This is a genomic window from Mesorhizobium sp. M0139, from assembly GCF_040322455.1.
Taxonomy (GTDB): domain Bacteria; phylum Pseudomonadota; class Alphaproteobacteria; order Rhizobiales; family Rhizobiaceae; genus Mesorhizobium.
On sequence record NZ_JAMYTN010000001.1, the window covers coordinates 428036 to 444466 of the forward strand.

General features: G+C 55.6%; 12 protein-coding genes. 3 read left to right on the forward strand and 9 right to left on the reverse strand.

What is annotated here, in order from left to right; translation table 11 throughout:
- Positions 1–391 precede the first annotated feature (391 nt).
- The 4 genes from NKJ58_RS02120 to NKJ58_RS02135 form a co-directional block, all read right to left on the reverse strand.
- Positions 392–2338 (reverse strand): class I SAM-dependent DNA methyltransferase, encoded by a 1947-nt coding sequence (locus tag NKJ58_RS02120; RefSeq protein WP_352538716.1) that lies wholly within the window; start codon positions 2336–2338, stop codon positions 392–394.
- A 2-nt stretch (positions 2339–2340) separates the two neighbouring features.
- On the reverse strand, positions 2341–2898 hold the full coding sequence (locus tag NKJ58_RS02125; RefSeq protein WP_352538717.1) for a restriction endonuclease subunit S domain-containing protein: 558 nt from the start codon (positions 2896–2898) through the stop codon (positions 2341–2343).
- Positions 2895–5303, reverse strand: coding sequence for a DEAD/DEAH box helicase family protein (locus tag NKJ58_RS02130; RefSeq protein WP_352538718.1), 2409 nt, complete (start codon positions 5301–5303; stop codon positions 2895–2897). The genes NKJ58_RS02125 and NKJ58_RS02130 overlap by 4 nt, the downstream gene beginning before the upstream one ends.
- Before the next feature lie 225 nt (positions 5304–5528).
- Positions 5529–5660 (reverse strand): hypothetical protein, encoded by a 132-nt coding sequence (locus NKJ58_RS02135; protein ID WP_352852745.1) that lies wholly within the window; start codon positions 5658–5660, stop codon positions 5529–5531.
- Positions 5661–5851: 191 nt separating this feature from the next.
- Between NKJ58_RS02135 and NKJ58_RS02140 the strand changes: the two genes are divergently transcribed.
- From NKJ58_RS02140 to NKJ58_RS02150, 3 genes are all read left to right on the forward strand, one after another.
- A complete protein-coding gene (locus tag NKJ58_RS02140; protein ID WP_352852746.1) occupies positions 5852–8401 on the forward strand; it encodes an AAA family ATPase in 2550 nt (849 codons plus the stop codon).
- A gap of 201 nt (positions 8402–8602) precedes the next feature.
- On the forward strand, positions 8603–8746 hold the full coding sequence (locus NKJ58_RS02145) for a hypothetical protein (protein ID WP_352538721.1): 144 nt from the start codon (positions 8603–8605) through the stop codon (positions 8744–8746).
- Positions 8743–9462, forward strand: coding sequence for a CBS domain-containing protein (locus tag NKJ58_RS02150; protein ID WP_352538722.1), 720 nt, complete (start codon positions 8743–8745; stop codon positions 9460–9462). Before NKJ58_RS02145 ends, NKJ58_RS02150 begins: the two co-directional genes overlap by 4 nt.
- Positions 9463–9642: 180 nt before the next feature.
- Here the strand turns inward: NKJ58_RS02150 and NKJ58_RS02155 are convergent, their stop codons facing one another.
- The 5 genes from NKJ58_RS02155 to NKJ58_RS02175 form a co-directional block, all read right to left on the reverse strand.
- The gene (locus tag NKJ58_RS02155) at positions 9643–10683 is read right to left on the reverse strand and encodes a radical SAM protein (RefSeq protein WP_352538756.1); all 1041 of its coding nucleotides are present in this window, start codon (positions 10681–10683) and stop codon (positions 9643–9645) included.
- A 13-nt stretch (positions 10684–10696) separates the two neighbouring features.
- Complete coding sequence (locus tag NKJ58_RS02160; RefSeq protein ID WP_352538723.1) at positions 10697–11116, reverse strand: hypothetical protein; 420 nt, start codon at positions 11114–11116, stop codon at positions 10697–10699.
- A gap of 743 nt (positions 11117–11859) precedes the next feature.
- Complete coding sequence (locus NKJ58_RS02165) at positions 11860–12384, reverse strand: hypothetical protein (RefSeq protein WP_352852747.1); 525 nt, start codon at positions 12382–12384, stop codon at positions 11860–11862.
- Between the two features lie 185 nt (positions 12385–12569).
- The gene (locus NKJ58_RS02170; protein ID WP_352852748.1) at positions 12570–13919 is read right to left on the reverse strand and encodes an McrC family protein; all 1350 of its coding nucleotides are present in this window, start codon (positions 13917–13919) and stop codon (positions 12570–12572) included.
- Positions 13919–16420, reverse strand: coding sequence for a DUF4357 domain-containing protein (locus NKJ58_RS02175; RefSeq protein ID WP_352852749.1), 2502 nt, complete (start codon positions 16418–16420; stop codon positions 13919–13921). The genes NKJ58_RS02170 and NKJ58_RS02175 overlap by 1 nt, the downstream gene beginning before the upstream one ends.
- Positions 16421–16431 lie beyond the last annotated feature (11 nt).

The following is a 16431-nucleotide window of genomic DNA, read 5'->3' on the forward strand; positions in this document are numbered from 1 at the left end:
AGCGGAGAGCACAGAGCAACAAAGGGCGCTGCACCGTGCATCTCCGCCCTGTTTCCATTCAGGGTTAAAATGCGACCGGCGGCGCTCTGCAGAACTTTACAACCTAGCTTACGCATCGGTTGTTACGTCTGAAGCACTGCGTCATGAAGGCGGCATTGGCCGCGCGTCAGCACACATCATCAGTTGCAAAGTCACTCTGCCACAAATCGTCATACCGCGCAACCCACTGACTTTGTTCACGTTTTGTGGTCAGCCGTCGCCCAGGGTCGCGCGCCCGTGTAGCTGCGCCGCTGCTGAAAGTCGCGAAATATGCGTAGCGCTGGCACGGCGGGTATGACGATAAGAAGCGTATGGAGGAACGGCTGCAGAAGTCGAACTCTTCGGCGAGGTCTCAAGATGCAGTCCGGGCATTGGAGGAAATAGACTCGTCTCGATTGACCAACCCCGCGAGCCGCGTCAGCGCGTCGGTCACGATGCGTCCCTGATCATGGATGCTCTGGATGATCTCGGCAGGCGAGCGGTCGTCAAACTTTGCGACTGTGCTGGGGTTGACGGCCTTGAGGTCGAAGACGGCAGCATCCACGGCTGCTGCCTGAGCCTCCAGTTCTCGCGCTGCCTTCTCCTTCTCACTGATCTCCCTGATTAGCGCCGCCACTTTGCTGTCGGAAGCCTTCACCTTCTTCAGGCGCTTGAGCTTCTCCTTGAGGTCGATCACCTCGGCTTTGGTTTCGGTTGCCCGCTCCAAGATGGGCCGCATCTCTTGGCGGGCTTTCGCACGGCGCGCTGCGAAGTCGACAGTCCAAGAGTGCCGACTGTCGGCCTCCGCTTTGCCGCGCAGCGGCTGCAGCCGAGCGTAGGACGGGAACGGCTTTCCGGCGTTTTCTTCCTGCTCCAGCCAATCGGTGGTCAGGTTGGCGGGCAGCGCGCTGTCGGCGAGCGGCCTTCCATCCTTGTCGAATCCAAAGTGCGCCAGCGTAAGCGGGGTCTTCTTGCCGACCTTCACATGGCTCAGGTCGTAGTACCAGATCCGCTCGGTCTTCTTGCCTTTCGTGAAGAATAGCAGGTTCGTCTTCACGCCCGCGCCAGCGGTCGAGAAGACCCCTCCTGGCAGGCTCACAATCGCCCAAAGATTGCATTCATCGACCAGCTTGCGCTTCGTCTCCACGAACGAGCCTTCGTTGGTCCGGAACAGCATGCCTTCGTCAAGGACGATTGCGCACGTGCCTTTGGGCGCGAGCTCGGCAAGGATGTCCTGGACGAACAGGACCTGCGTCGAACTGGTCTCGAAAGCGAAGTTCTTCTGCGCGTCCTTTCCTTCCTTCCCGCCGAACGGCGGGTTGGTCAAAATGACATCGAATTGCTTAGGTGCCTTGTCGAAGAGCGCGCCATACGTAGCCCTTCGCGTAAGGGAGTTGCCGTGCCAGAGATTGGGCTGGTCGATCCCGTGCAGCACCAGGTTGGCCAGCGCGATCGGGATGACAAGGTTCTCCTTCTCGCGGCCGAAGAACGTGTCGTGCTTCAGCGTCTCAAGGTCAGTGCTGAGCGGGGAGCGGCCCAGTTTCCGGGCGATGTGCTCATAGGCGATCGCCAGAAAGCCGCCGGTGCCGCAGCAAGGGTCATAGACGGTCTGGCCAAGGTGCGGATCGACTGTATGCACCATCGCCCGGATCACCTCGCGCGGGGTAAAGAATTGGCCGCCGTCCGAGTTCTTTTCGCCCATCTTGAGCAGCAGGTCTTCGTACACCTGTGACAGGGTAAAGAAATGCGTATCGTCGATGTTGTCGACGCTGATTTCGTCCACGCGATCCAGGATATCGCGCAGGTTCGTCTCGGAATCCACGCGCACCCGTTCGACCGCCGTCATGATGCGGCCGATGATGCGCTGCTTGGGGCTGGCGGCCGGGTTCGGCAGCCCGGTACGCGTGTCAGTGTCCAGCCTGTGCAGCGCGGGCAGCAGTTCCTTGTTGATGAAGTCGAAGAGCTTGCCGTCACCGGCAGCAAACAGTTCCTGCCGCTTCCAGCCGAAGGCTTTACCCTCCGGGGTCTTAGGATGGTACGGCTTCTCGGAATAAGGCGCCGCCCAGTCCTGCCACCTATAGGGCTCGCGCAAAGCGTGCGAGAACCCGACGCCGACGGCATCGGCCTCTTCCTGGTCGCGTGCTTCCTGCGCATCGAGAAGGCGCAGGAACAGGATCCACGTCAGTTCTGGCACGTACTGAAGCGCACTGGCGCAGTTGGAGCGGCGCATCACGTCGCAGATACCCTTGACGAAAGTCGACAAGGATCGCACGCCACTGATGCTCCTTTGCTGGGGCTTTGTGGATTTATTCTGCTTCATTGTCATGCCCCAAAGGATGCCGCAACAATTCTGTGCGGCAGGCTCTTTATGTCCCTTAGCTGCACATTGATGGCAGCCTTTATCGAGTTGATTTCCGACTGCGCGATACGCAGCCTATTGGCAAATTCCTGTTGTACATCGAAATCTGGCAGGCACACCTCTGCCTCTGCCAGCCGATTGAAAAGCATTCGTTCCCTAACCGCTCCTCTGGCCAGAGAAAGCACGCATTCATGTCCGATAGGCGATCGGAGCCAATAGTAAAACCAGAGTGAGTCGATACAACCTTCATTCCCACGGAATACAACATAGTCTGGGCTGGTAATGCCTGGGGCATCGTCCTCGGCAACGAAAGCTACAGAACCGATAAGGATACGCATCGGATTGTAGAATATAGTCCCTGGCGTAACGGGCTTATACTTCTGAGGGTTCTTGCCCGGCAGTTCCTTCGCCGGCGCAAGACCGTCAACAGTCGCTCCGTACACCGGGAAGTTCGCCCAGTCAGGACCAATGCCGCCCTTTATCTCGGTGAGACCGTCTCCTAGTATGATCTTCTTGCTCACGTCTTGAACAGCCTTCCCTTTGCCTCACGCACCACGTCAGCAGGTTTCCCCAGCCCACGAAGCGCGGCGAGCCCTCCTGCCATCCGGATTTCCGGCACGTCCCACAGAGCGGGTGTCTCCAGCGCGTCGGTGCCGCCTTGCGCGAACTGGGGGCCAAGCTCCTTGAGCACAACGGTGGCTTTCGGGTCCATGGCGTCAAACCAGCTCCTGTTCAAGTCGATATATTGATTCCCACGCTCGGGACGCTTTAGAGCGCGGGCGTGATAGCCGTGATGGCCAAAGAAATCGTAGAGGTCAAAGTCGCTCATCTTGTCGATTTCGCGGATGACTTCAGGGCTGAAGTTGTCGCCGAGCAGATGGTCGATCAGGTCACGGCGCTTGGTCGTTTCGATCCAGAGCTCGCGAAACTCGTCCAGCGTATGCGCCTCTGCGAGCACACGTGCCATCACCTCGCGCCGATATTCGTCCACCGGAATTGGCGTGTCGCGCCCGTCGCGACTGACCAGGATGAAGCGACCCTGGGGGTTGATGATAACCTGCTTTCCGCCGATCTCGGCCACGGATGGGCCGTCACCCCCTCCGCCGTCGCGGCTCTCGCCACTACCACCTGTGCCACCCCTGTCACCGGGACGCGTTGGCCTGGTGATGAACTCGGTTCCGAAGAGATCGGTGACACCGGTGTAATCGTAGAGCCAGAACTTGTACTTGGCCGTCTCCTCGTGAATGCGCGTACCCCGGCCGACCATCTGGTAGAACTTGATTGGCGACTGGAGGTAGCGGAAAAAGACGACGGCATTCAGGCGTTCGATGTCCACGCCTGCCTCTAGTAGGTCAACGGTGCAGGCGATAAATGCGCGTTCGCCCGATCCCCGCATCGGCTCGATCATGTCGGCGCCGTTATTGGCTCCGCCCATGCACTTGAACGCGTAGTGGTCCTTGGGGACCTGGTCGTTCTCGCGGCACCATCGGACGTAGAGGTTGTTCATGTGCTGCGCGACCCGATCGGCATGGATCTCGCGCGTGCAGAAGATGATGACCTTCTGCTCCGGTCCGCCGTTCTGGCAGAGAAGCTGGAACAGGTCATCGCACATCTTTGGCGTTCGCAGCTCGACGAAAAGCTCGTCGTCAAAGTCCTTCCCCGTATACTGCGCCTTGGTGAGGTTATCCTCGGTCAGCGGCAAGCCCGTCTTGATGTCACGGACACCTGCCTTGAGGATTTCCTCCTTGGTGAAGACGATATTATCGATGCTGGCCTTGCGTTTGACGATCTCGCAGGCCGCCAGGTATCCGTCCTCCTGCGCCTCGATCAGGGTGTATTCGTAGACTGGTTCACCAAAGTACTTCCGATTGTTGGCGGTGATTTCCTGGTCCTCGACGCTGGCGTGCTTCGACTCCTCGAGTTTGCGCGGCGTCGCGGTCAAACCGATATGGATGGCGTTCGGGTTGCGCCGAAGCACCTCGGACCACCGGCCCCAGGCGGAGCGGTGACACTCGTCGATGATAATGACACTGAATGCGTCTTCGCCGTAGTGTTCGGTCAGGAAGCTCGCGAACCCCTCATCGTCATCCAGACCTAGGGTCTGATAGGTGGCGATGTGGATGCGTGCATTCTGTGCCGCGTTGCCGCCCCGCTCGGTCTTCACGATGCGGGCGTTGTCGCCGAAGGCCGCCTTGAGCTTGTTGTAGGCCTGTTCGCGAAGCTCGTCGCGATCACACAGGAAGAGTGCCGGTTTCGGGAGCTGTCCAGCCTGGGAGAGGCGCCAGAGCAGGTTGGTGGCGATGATCGTCTTGCCTGCGCCGGTGGCGAGGGTCAGCAATACCCGCGGCGGGGTGCCCGATTTCCGGTCGATAATGATCTTTTCGAAGGTGACGCGTATTGCGGCGTCCTGATAGTATCGGGTCTGCGCCCAAGCGGAGCTGTCTGCCTGGAAGAGCATGGCCGCTTCCGGTGCCCTAAGGTTGATGCCACGGTCTTTGGCGTATCTCGCCGTAAGATCGGGGTGAGCAAGAAAATCGGCGAACTGGAATGGCCCGGCTTGGAGGCCGGAGAAATAATCGTACTCCCCATATCTATGTCCGTTGGTGGCGAAGACATATTTTACGTCAAAGCGCTCGCAGTCGGCATACGTTTTGGCTTGCTGCATGCCTTTGAGAGGATCGTCACTCTCCTTCTTAGCCTCGAGAACCGCGATGGGCATAGGCTTCGGCATGTCGTCGATCTGAACGCACAAGAGGTAGTCCGTGCGCCCTGGCCCCTTCCGCCTGCGGCCCTTGGGCCCAATGGGTTCAACTGGTGAAGGGGTCAGGACAGTTTCGAGTGTGACCCGCTCACGACTGACATAGCCCTTCTCCCGGAGAACGGGGTCGATAAGGTGAAACCGCGTGTCGGCCTCATTCATGCTCATTTTCACCCTCCCGGTAAAGAAGCTTGTCGAGGAAGTGCCGACATTTCCTCGATTGCCATTGCGCTCATGCCAAACCCAGAATTCTTGTTGTGGTACAATCTGTCACGCTTCTGGCGAATCGGGGCGAGTCTTGCTTTCGTGAAAAGACAAGGGGGGGCATGGGGAGCCAATGCAAGCCAAACCGCGCACAATCGACGAGCCTTTTTAACTCGCGGTTCCGCTATGTCATACCAATGCGGTACGTTCGACTCCCAGCGGCGCTTCGTAACCAGTTAGAAATGTGTCGGTGTCCATCAGGATTTTTGGTTCTACGTCGACCTTCTGGTCGAGTTGACGCCGCCGTTCGTCGGCGCGCATGGGCGCTCACGGAGCCGCGCCGCCCGTTAAAGGCGCGGTCAGGTGAGCGCTGTGCGTCCCAGATGATACTCATCCATGAAGTCTTTGCTCTGAACTTGCGTCTACTTGTCCCAGTTCACACAGATTATTCGCCCGCACGAGTTGGCTTAGGCCCCCGGATGGAATAATCCCTTGGGTGGGGGGATTCCAAAATGCGCCAAATTGAGAAATCTATACGCAAATGGCTTACTGACGAGGATATGCCAGAAGCAGAATCCTTTTATTCGGCGCTGACCACTGAAGGTAAAGCCTTTACATCGGAAGAAGGCCAATATTGGGACTTCAAAGACCAGTGGCCTTTTTCTCTGTCCGACGAATATTTCGCTGGAATCGCTAGGCTGATATGCGCGTTTGGTAATGGCTTGGGTGGAGTTATCGTTTTTGGAGTCCACGACAAGAAGCGCGACGGCGGGCACAATAAAGTTCTTATAAACTTCGACAAGTTTCAACAAGCGCTCGGTCAATTACTTGGTGCTCATCCCAATCTGGTTTTGAAGAACTACTCGTCCGAAAGGTATGGTGACGTCAATGCCCTTTTGGTGTGTGCAAGGCAACAGAACGTTTCTCCATATCGATTTGCAAAAGGTATCGGCAAACACAAGGCGGACACGTTTTGGGTGAGGGCCGGACACGAGGTTTCTGAAGCAACGCCATCCCATTTTCCCATTCTTTTTTGCCGAGCAGATTACGAAGAATTTGAAGGGCGCTCGGGCGTCGAAGGGTCTCTCCCCCCAAGTCCGGCTGTATTGAAGCGGTTTGTCGGACGGACAGAGGTCCTTGATCAGCTATTCCATTGGCTGGGTAGCTCCGACGAGCCACGGACGTATCTTTATGGAAAAGGGGGGTCGGGGAAAACGACTATAGCCTACGAGTTCGCCAAGCTCCTCAAGGATCACGGTCAGCACCTTTCTATATCTGGGCATTCTATCGAAGTCGTTATTTTCCTAAGCGCGAAAGAGAAGGAACTTGTGCCCGCGACTGGTAGCGTGGCTGATGTCGTGAATATCGATTTCTCTAGCGAATCAGAACTTCTTCGGAAGATTTTGCAATACGGAAACTGGACCTCTGATCTCGAGTCCCTCGCGACGTCGCAATTGACAGACCTCAGGTCGCAATTAGTGCAGTTTCTGGATCTAACGTCTGTGGTTCTTATTTTGGACGATGTTGATACATTAACTACAAAAGGTATTGATCCTGGGTCGGATTTTCTGTACCGATGCCTTTGCCGATCAAAAGTTCCATCCAGAGTCATTTATACTCTGCGGAATTCTCCCACCCAGTCCCTTACAAATTCGATAGAAGTCCCTGGCCTCCAGGACGGAGAATACGAACTTTTTGTAAGCGAATGTGCCGCCCAGTTTTCTGTTCAGGAGCCGTCGCGAGCGTTTCGGGACAATGTTTTGGCAGCAGTCTCAGAACGCCGACCCTTGGTCGTTGAAAATATCGTTGCTCTTGCCCGGACCGCCGGCAGTTATGATCGGGCGGTAGAGTTGTTCCATCAGCACGCGGGCGACAGCATACGGGAGTACGTCTTCCTCCGAGAATGGGAAGCGCTGACAGGTGGCAATCTTTCCAAGCTGTTCCTTGCAGCTCTGGCTGATTTTGACGTACCTGCAAATTTCGCCGACCTGCAGACGGTGCTGCAGTTCGAACCGTCGCGAGTGAAGGACGCGATCGGGATGGTGCGCGAGATGTTTCTGCAGGTCGATGAGGCTGGCCAAGAGGCACTCTTTTCGTTAGCGCCGCTAACTAAGCTTTTTGTTTCCAGCCGCAAGCGCCACTTAGAAGGATATAGCGTCTTAAGAGAACGGATACGCGCCTACAAGAGAACCGTGGAGGTTAGCAATCCGAGAGTCGCGGCAATTGCCACTCAGGTTGAGAGATTGCTGCCAAAGCGGTTTCCATCCCATCCACCCGATCGAGCAAACGAAGCCTACCGGATCGTTACCGACAAGAATCTGCCCCCTCTGGTAACTGAAAATCCCGTGTTTAAGAGCACGTACGCTTATGTTTGCGTCTGCCTTGCTAGGCCACACCTGATCGAGGCCAGAGAGGCATTCGAGTACGCATTAAAGATGCGGCACGAGCCGGACTTTCGTTACATGAACAGGTGGTTTGACGCGGAACGAAACAGTGGCGCTCACGATGGCTGGACCTTGAAGATCGCGGACTTGGTTCTCAACGGCCGTCGATACGATGAACAAGACAAAGTCACCATGATTTGTCTCAAGGCGACGAGTTTATATGCAAGAGGAAAGGAGAGGCTTCCGACCGATACCATCGACGGTCTCAAAGACTTAAACGACGCGTTAGCCCTCCATCTTCGCGCGTTTAAACTTCTGCATGTTGCAGCCGACTACCGTGCGGAGCGATACGAGTTGTTTGCCAGAAATACTGCGTTCCAAGTTTGCCAGATATTGGAGAGGTCCGAAACGCCCTGGGAGTTGGTGGATCGTGTGAAGTTACTGGGAGAAGAGAGAGAGATATATCTTGATCCCGTGGAGGAACCCATTACCAATTCCCTGCTGATATTTGCAAAGACGCCATATCGACCGGAGATAGCAAATCGACTGAGAAATCGACTGAGAGGACTGAGCGAAGCTCTTAGTGACCCCGACAAATGGCTTTCAAGCAGCGCTCTTAACAGAGTAAAGGAGGGACTCGCTGCCGCCGAAAAAAGTTTGGCTGCAAGGCGTCCTTAGGCGGCGTGGGGCACAAGCCACGCTGGACATCGCATCTGCTGAAGGTCGGGCGGGTATTAAGCACGTGCTTTATAACCGCTCACGGGATGCGAGATTTTGGCACCTGGCGGGACTCGCTCGCCCGGGCCCTCGCAAGCATGAGCCGGTTCACCACGCGCCCCGATTGCCTTGGACAGAGCATCCGATAGACGGTGAGGACGTTTGCCGAAATCCGTCCACGGACATGGGATAACGCGCGGCATGGGCCTCGACGGGATTAGAGCTGCACAGCGCCGCCTGCTCGATAAACTGCATGCCGAAGCGCTGGCGCCGGCCGAGGAACGTGAGATGGAGGCGACGGAATGAGCAACCCGACCGAGGGTTTCATCCGCACCTTCGAGGAGATCGTCCGCGAAGTTAATATCCGCGCCGGTTCGCCATCATCTCGCTCGTTCGAGATCGAAAAGGCGTCAGAGCGTGATGGCTCTGTGAGGAAGAATCGCGCGCTACTCGTCTACATCCGTGACGTGCGAAATGCGCTCCAACATCCCAAGCATCGTTCCGATGGCGACGCCATTGAGATTTCCAAGACGTTTCTCGATGAGGTAAGGGCTCTGCTCAACCATCTGAGAAACCCACCTACAGCCAATTCTGTCGGTGTGCCGCGTAAGGAAATCAGGACCGCCAGCCTTACCGACCAGCTTGGTGACCTGGCCGACGAGATGAAACGTGGCGGTTTCACTCATGTGCCAATTCTGGATGAGCGCGATGCGGTTATTGGTGTGTTTAACGAAGCGGCCGTCTTCCATCATTTGTGGGCAGAGACGGAGACGATCGTTGGTCGGCAGATGAAAATCTCGGACATATTCCCTAGTTGCCGTCTCGATGCCAAGCGTATGGAGACCTTCAGGTTCGTAGGCCCGAGGACCTCACTCGATAGCCTCGTCGAGATGTTCCTTGCCGTCGAGTCGCCCTTGACGCGGGTGGGTGCAGCGTTCGTGACGGCCTCAGGCAAAGAGTCAGAAGCGCTTCAACGTCTCATCACGCCGTGGGATGTCCTCGCCACGTCAACCGATGTTTGAGGCCGAGAAGTTGAGCGCTCAACCCGTTTCGACTCTTCAGTATGGGCATTGGGCTGATGACTGACCTTCCCAACAAACCTCGCCGGATCTGGCTACGCTCGTTCTACGGGTTTGGTCCCGAGGACGACGGCTATATCGGCTGGTTACGCACAGGTCACTTCCGGGGTTACGAAGCCCTCGTTAAAGACCAACTCGGGTAGCCGATTTAGTCGACCAGAAGGCTGCAATCTTCTCAGGATTCAAAAACCCGATAGACTCGAGCAGAAGCATTTCGTTGGCAAGGGCCGAAAGCTTATCTTTAAGAACGTCATCGATACCGGACAGAAAAGTCGGATTTGTCAAAAGTATCTTGCATGCCTCGCAATTACCACCAATCCCATCAGCTGACGGCAGTTCTATACCACGGCGCAGCGCGATTTCCTTGACAAGCGAGTAGGGGCCACGCAAGAACAGCCATACAAGTAAAGGATTGGAAAAACTTTTATGAATCAGGTCAGGAATATCGGCTGGCTCGAATTCAGTACCAATCGATAGCCGATCAGTATCCGGTATAACTCCGCAGCATGCAAGCAGCTTGCCTTTCGCACTCAATGTCGGTCCCGTAAGCACGTAGGGACACGGCCCCAAATAGCCGTTGGCTTTGGCGGGACGATCGGCTAGTTCGACCTCGGCTCGCCCGGTCAAATTCAAGTGGCTTTCAGCAACCACCGCTAGTCGTCCGGCGTTTTCTCCCAATGCTTCAAGAATGCTCACGCGAGTCCAGCGTGAATCGGCTGTCTCTACACAGTTGATTGCGGTGGAGATACCTAATTCTATTGCCGCGTTTACAACGTTCGCGACCGCATCGAACTTGACGAACTCTTCGTGAAAATCATCCCAACTAACGCTGAGTTCGTCCAATCCAGCCTTAGCCAGTGGCCTTAGCTTGGAGGCTGCTGCAGCACCAGTTGAACCAAAGTAGGCGCTGGTGACTATTCGTGTCCTGAAGTTCCGCTCGTGAGCAGCTTGAACGTATTTAACCAAGTGCGCACCGTGAAGAAATGGCTCTCCACCAGTAAATGCGACGAGCGATAAATCATCTGGTAAAGCAGCAATAGCCGTTAGCACGAGTGACGGGTCAAGTTTATCACGCACGCTTGGACCGGAATGAAAACAGCAATGTGCACATGTCAGCGGACATGTGTATGTCAGATGAAAGGCGAATGAAGTTGCTGACAGCACTTCGGAATGCAACTTAAAACGCTACGGCAACTTTAGAGGACGAAATGGAGTAGGAGCCGGCCGCCACAGCCCAAAGGGTCGCGTTGTCCTCCCCGCCTTGACCTACTTTTGACTGGAGGTCTTTGATGGAGGTTTTACCATTCAACCTGTTTTTGAGCTGATCAATAAAATCAGGGTCGACGGTCATGTTAAATTTCTTGAGAGAAGCATCGGGGTCTTGGGCAAATTGTTTGAAATTATCCTCGTTTTCAAGAAATGTGTTCAATTCCTTTATTTTTTGCGGAGCGTTTTCTATGGTGACATTTTTACCGTCTATATTTAAGTTTATAGAATTATTCTCCTGGGCATAAGCAGTTCCTCCTGCCACCTGTAAAACTGCTGATGTGGCAGCAGTTCCCGCCAACGCGAACATTTTACGCCTATTCATCGTCATATTAGCGCTCCCTAATAGATCGGCCAATGGTAGCCTATTATGGGGTTGAACACCAGAGGTTGAGTCGTCAAAAGTAGGCCGTGTAACCACAGGCGGTGTAGCTCGGCTGTAGCGAACGGCTTTGCGATGGTAATCGGCGCTTCCGGTAGGGTCTGGTTACGAAACCCACCTTTGACCGGAAGGACCACCGATGAACGACGACAAGATTACAAGGCAAATGGACCGGTCTGCAATTTGAAGCTCCGCGAAGTGCCTAATCGGGCCTTCAATCAGAGGGGTCTCCAAGACAATGGCGGCGGAAGCCGTCAATGAAGCATAGGAGTCGAAAAATGACACCCTCGGTCCCGACGAAGTGACAAAAGGATACAACGCGGGTTACCGTGCGGTCACCGTTACTGAATTTCGCTGAGGTTCCCTATACTCGACGGCGGTATGCGCCAGTTCGTAAATGCGATATCCGTTGTGCAACTTAGAAACGCGTATCGTGGCTAATTGGAGCGTTGCACGTGTAAATGAGCCGTACTCCAGAGACGCCGTAATTTATCGCTTGCCAAACTGGGGCGACACCGCGATTGCACGTTGAACAGTGTTGAGCTCTACCCCATCATTCGGTTCTAGTAACGAACCGCAACTCGCCCCCGCCAGTAGAGGTTCCTCTCATAAACCGCTGGCGGAAATCGGCGGCTAACAACGCCTTCGCAGTCGGCCGCGCATAGTTGATCGGATGCTGGGTAGCAACCGTGTCACATCCTGCTGTCGATATCGGCGCAAACCCAAGCAGCTGAAGCAAAATTGTGTAAGTTGATGATCGCATGCCATTTGCTCTTTTGCCGCGACCCAGAGAACTGTGCGCAATCCTGCAAGCTGAGGCTCGACCGCGCCTTCATATCATCCATCTGATCTGATGCTGGGAAGGAATAACTACGGTGATGAAGGATTTTGTTGCAGCTCTCTTGAAAATGTAGCGGGATGGGGTCGCTTCCATCCGTGGAAAGCAAACCAACCTCTCTGTCCGCGAGTTGGCGCCATTCGCCGGTTCTCATCTCTGATGGATACTTTTCGAACACTAGGTTCCGGATCATTCCCGCGGTGGCGAGGAGTCTTTTCAGGAGCATGGCTTCGATACTGGTCTGGCAATCATCTAAGAAGTTGTCGACGTCTGAGTTTCTATTGATCGCCTGCTCTGCATTCTGCAGCGCGAGAACCAGGCATGATATCAGAAAGGCATCTTCGATGATGCTGGATACGACAATTACATTGCCCTCCATCGGACTAAAACCTCACCTTTCGCCAACCGGCCGCCCGCGCTTCTTGGGGGTGATCATTTCGGAACACATCTAGGAAGCCATGCAGATTTGTTGCAAGGAGCAATTCCATATTCGGCAGATCCGATCCTCTCCAGGAAGTTCCGAGGCCCCCTCTCTAACATATTGGTAGCGGAAAGTTTCTCAAATCAGTCTTGATCTTGCGTTGGCAGAGGCGGGATTTCTACTGAGCAATAGGGCTCAGGAGGTTTGCCCACCATGAGAAACTGCCGCAATCGGTCGAGCATCCGCTCGCCATTTGCAACGTCGATGCTTGCGGTTTCCAAAATGGTTTCGTGCCCGGTGATTTTGTGCCGCGCGTGCACTGCTTCTTCATCTCCTAGCCCAGGGTGATGTGGGTACAGCAGCGTCAGTCTAGGCGCGCGGTAGAGCTGCGCGTAGGCCATCATCTGGTATACGTCGCTTTGCGAAACTCCCTGCTTTGGATGGTCAATCCGAGATAGGATCCGCTTCCATTTAGTATCAATCAGATGGACAACGGCCCCTGCTCGTCGGATGATTATATCTGGTTTCGTCTGAAACAGACCACGTCCAGTCTCTTCCGCGCTTAGACAAAAGAGACGCCCTCCCTGTAAAGATACGCTCAGGTCGGTCCCAACCAAAGCGCGCGAAATCATGCGGCCGACATATTCTTCGAATAGCGCGTTCATTTCAAAGAGAAGGGCTGTGCCCTCACCAGGGCCTCCAGTGGTCGTCTGGTAGCGATTTGATAGCAGAAGCTTTGCCATATCAAACAGCTCCCGCCACTGGCGGTTGGTGCGGTCGATAACAACCTCGTCCCATCGGAGGGCCGCAGGGGGAAGATCGGCTATTTCTGAATAGACGAATGCTAGTTCGCGTAGACGCTGCTGATTGGCCGGACTTTTCGAGATGTGAAACAGATGCCGGATTGTCGCCTTCATGATGCGGTTCAGCGCAATATCTTCGGATAGAGTATCGAACCGACAAGCGAGGCGTGAGGGATTGATTGCGTGGCGGGTGAACTGCCGCGTGATGTTCAGTCGACCCCTCAGCATGGGCAGGTCATCATCCTGCTCTGTGTAGCGGCGCGGCATACCCTTGCGAACCGCTTCGGTAAGTTTGTCGCAAAAAATCCGAATCAAGATTTCGAGAAGCGTCTCGCGCTGCCACTCAATATCCGTTATCGCCCCTAGATCGATCTTCAGTTCAAGGGCGACGGCCAACATATGGACTAGCCGCTTCCGAGTCTCGGCGTTTTGGCGGCTGATGTTCTCGCCGGGCACCACGTCAATTTTGGGCAGTATCTCCAGACTGCAGTCTTTGGCGGCCAGAATGCCGACAACACCCCTGGCGCGCAGCGAGTGGCGACGGCGTTCGACCACACCACCGCCCTCTCTGCCAGCAAATGCAGAAACCCGCGCAATGGCGGCCAGCCGATCCGCGAAGGACTCCGGTATCTGGCCGGTTCCGTCTCCATGTGAAAGGCTGTCCCATTCACGGACCGTATAGGCCGGCATCAGGCTTCAAACTCGGCGAAGTTGAATTTTGCTTTGACGCTCCAGCGCAGCTTCTCCCCGCCGAGTTCATCGTCCGCAAGGCCGGCGGGAGGCGATAGTCTCTTCGCTTCGAGGAAGTTGGTGTTGGCCGTCCCGCCTCCGTCGCCCAGCACCGCGGCGACCTTCGACCAATCCTCATAGAAATACTCGGTCAGAAGCGGGATGATCTTGTGACGCATTACGTCGTCCACATCCGCCCGGCTGCCGCATTCTGTGAAATAGGCGTGACCAATCTGATGTTCGCGATCGAATAGGTATTCGATCCGCTCGTTGATCGTGCTCAGAAGTTTGCACAGATTAATGCCGTCGAGGTTCTCTGCGTTGAGCGCTCTCGTAGCCATGGTATTCCGCAGCACCGATATGTCTGGCATTAGCTCGCGAAAAGTGAAGCGGCGGCGCAGTGCCGTGTCGAGCAGCGCGATCGAACGATCTGCGGTATTCATCGTACCGATGATGTGTAGGTTAGACGGCACGCCAAAGCTTGCCCCGGAATAGGGAAGCCGGACCTTAATTTCGTTCTGACAGCCGAGACGCTTGTCTACCTCGAGTAGAGTGATCAGCTCGCCGAAGACCTTTGAGATATTCGCCCGGTTGATCTCGTCAATGATCAAGACATGAGGCCTTGCGCCGGCAACGGGGCGCCCGGCGTCCAGACCTATGACTGTGGTTTCCAACGCGTCCCAATCAATGAGATCTGGATCCAGTCGATATGCCGATTGGCGCCTGAAATTCTTGGCGTAGAAGCTCGCACGATCTGTGCCGCTATCATCGCGCCAGATCCACTGCACTCTTCGCCTATGCGGGTGGAACGTGGCACCAGCGTCGAACTCATATTCCCCTGTGACCTGGCCGAGAGCACGGAAGCTGTCTCTGCCGTCAGAGATGACTACATAGTCCCCGACCTGGAGACCTGACCTAAAAGCATAAGTTATTTCGATGTTCGGATCTTTGCCTCCGGCGTCCGGATCCTTCTTGGCCTTCCATTCTTTCCTAATTTCTTCGAAATCGTCGAAGCGTTCAGCCGACCAATCAATATCGCCTCCCCATCCGATATGGATCAGTGATTTGTCGAGCCCTTCTCGAATTTGGTCTTCTTCGGTCCGCCGGCGACCTAAGGCGATTTTGTAGACTGCTTTAGACCTGTCGAGCCGTATCGTCGGGGTGTTCCCTGAGTCTAAGCGGGCTTTCTCGCTGATCCTTTTGAATACGCCAGGCTGAGGTCTGAGCCTGAACCCGCTTGGACCCCCTGCTCCTGCTTTTTCATCACCAGCGTCCCCTCCTTCGGTGACGGGCCGCAGCCCCTCAACGAACTCTTCGTAGGAGAATGACTGATGGAAGGTTACGAACGCGATCTGTTCGTCAGCTACAAGATGGCGATACTCGGTCATCAGCGCATCGCGATCATGCTCCAGCGCAGCCACCGCCTCATCGCCGTGGCAAAGTCGGACCGCTTCCACAGCCGTTGCGTAGGTCTTGCCGGTCCCAGGAGGACCATAAAGGATTAGGTTGGTCGCGGAGGGCATTTCAACCGATGGCTCGGAGTTCATGGTTTCTGGGCCTTCTTCCGCAGGGGTGAGTTGATATGTGAAGACCGTGGTGCTGCTCGGGTTCGGTTGGGTATGTGTAGCCACACCAACTCCGGCCAGTTGCCGCAACTTCTCACCACCAAGAGCACTGCAGATAGCCGGATGAGCATTCAGCAGGCCTATATCCGCTGCCAAAGTTCCGGCACGGATCGAGACTTCATGCGCCGCACTCTCACGGGCCGGTTCCATGTAGTAGTTCAGCGCCACGAGCCGAATACGGTCTGCCCCGCGGATCACGTGACCATACTGCTCTGATGGGGTTACGGGCTGGTCGTCCTTGTCGACCACAATAAATCCAGAATTGTGCAGCAGGGCGGCAGCGTCGTCTGCGTTTCCCCAGCCGCCACTAAGTTTGGTTCTGTCACCCGCGAACGCGACTATGGGCTTCGTAGGATAGACCCTGTTAGGGCGTGCTCGCGTTGAGCGCACCCAATAATCGCGCGGCTCGCCGAAATGCCCAAAGATTTCGGAGTGCTCTCCGTTCTGGCGATATCTGTCGAATGCATCCATTGCCGCTTCGACGGCCATCCGATCCAGTATGTCTGGGACTGCACCTTCTCCCCTGGTCGACCTGGAGGCAGTCTGCCAGTGGCTTCCATTGCTATTGCCGTCGATGACAATTCCTGCCGCTACACTCTGGCTGCTGAAGGTGTGATCGACGGCGAAGCGGAACAACGCCGGGTTTTCATCGGGCACTAGCACTCCTGTGCCAACAAGCCGGTCGCGTTCCGCCCGGTCTCTCTTCACAAGCGGCGAGCCATTGCGCATGGCTGTCGATCCTTCTCGGACCAGGAATCCGGAAGGCACGCTTTTGCCAAACGCGAGCGCCAACTCCTTTCGAATTTGGAGCCAATTGTTGCCGCTGTCAGTAGTCAACCAGATCCTCC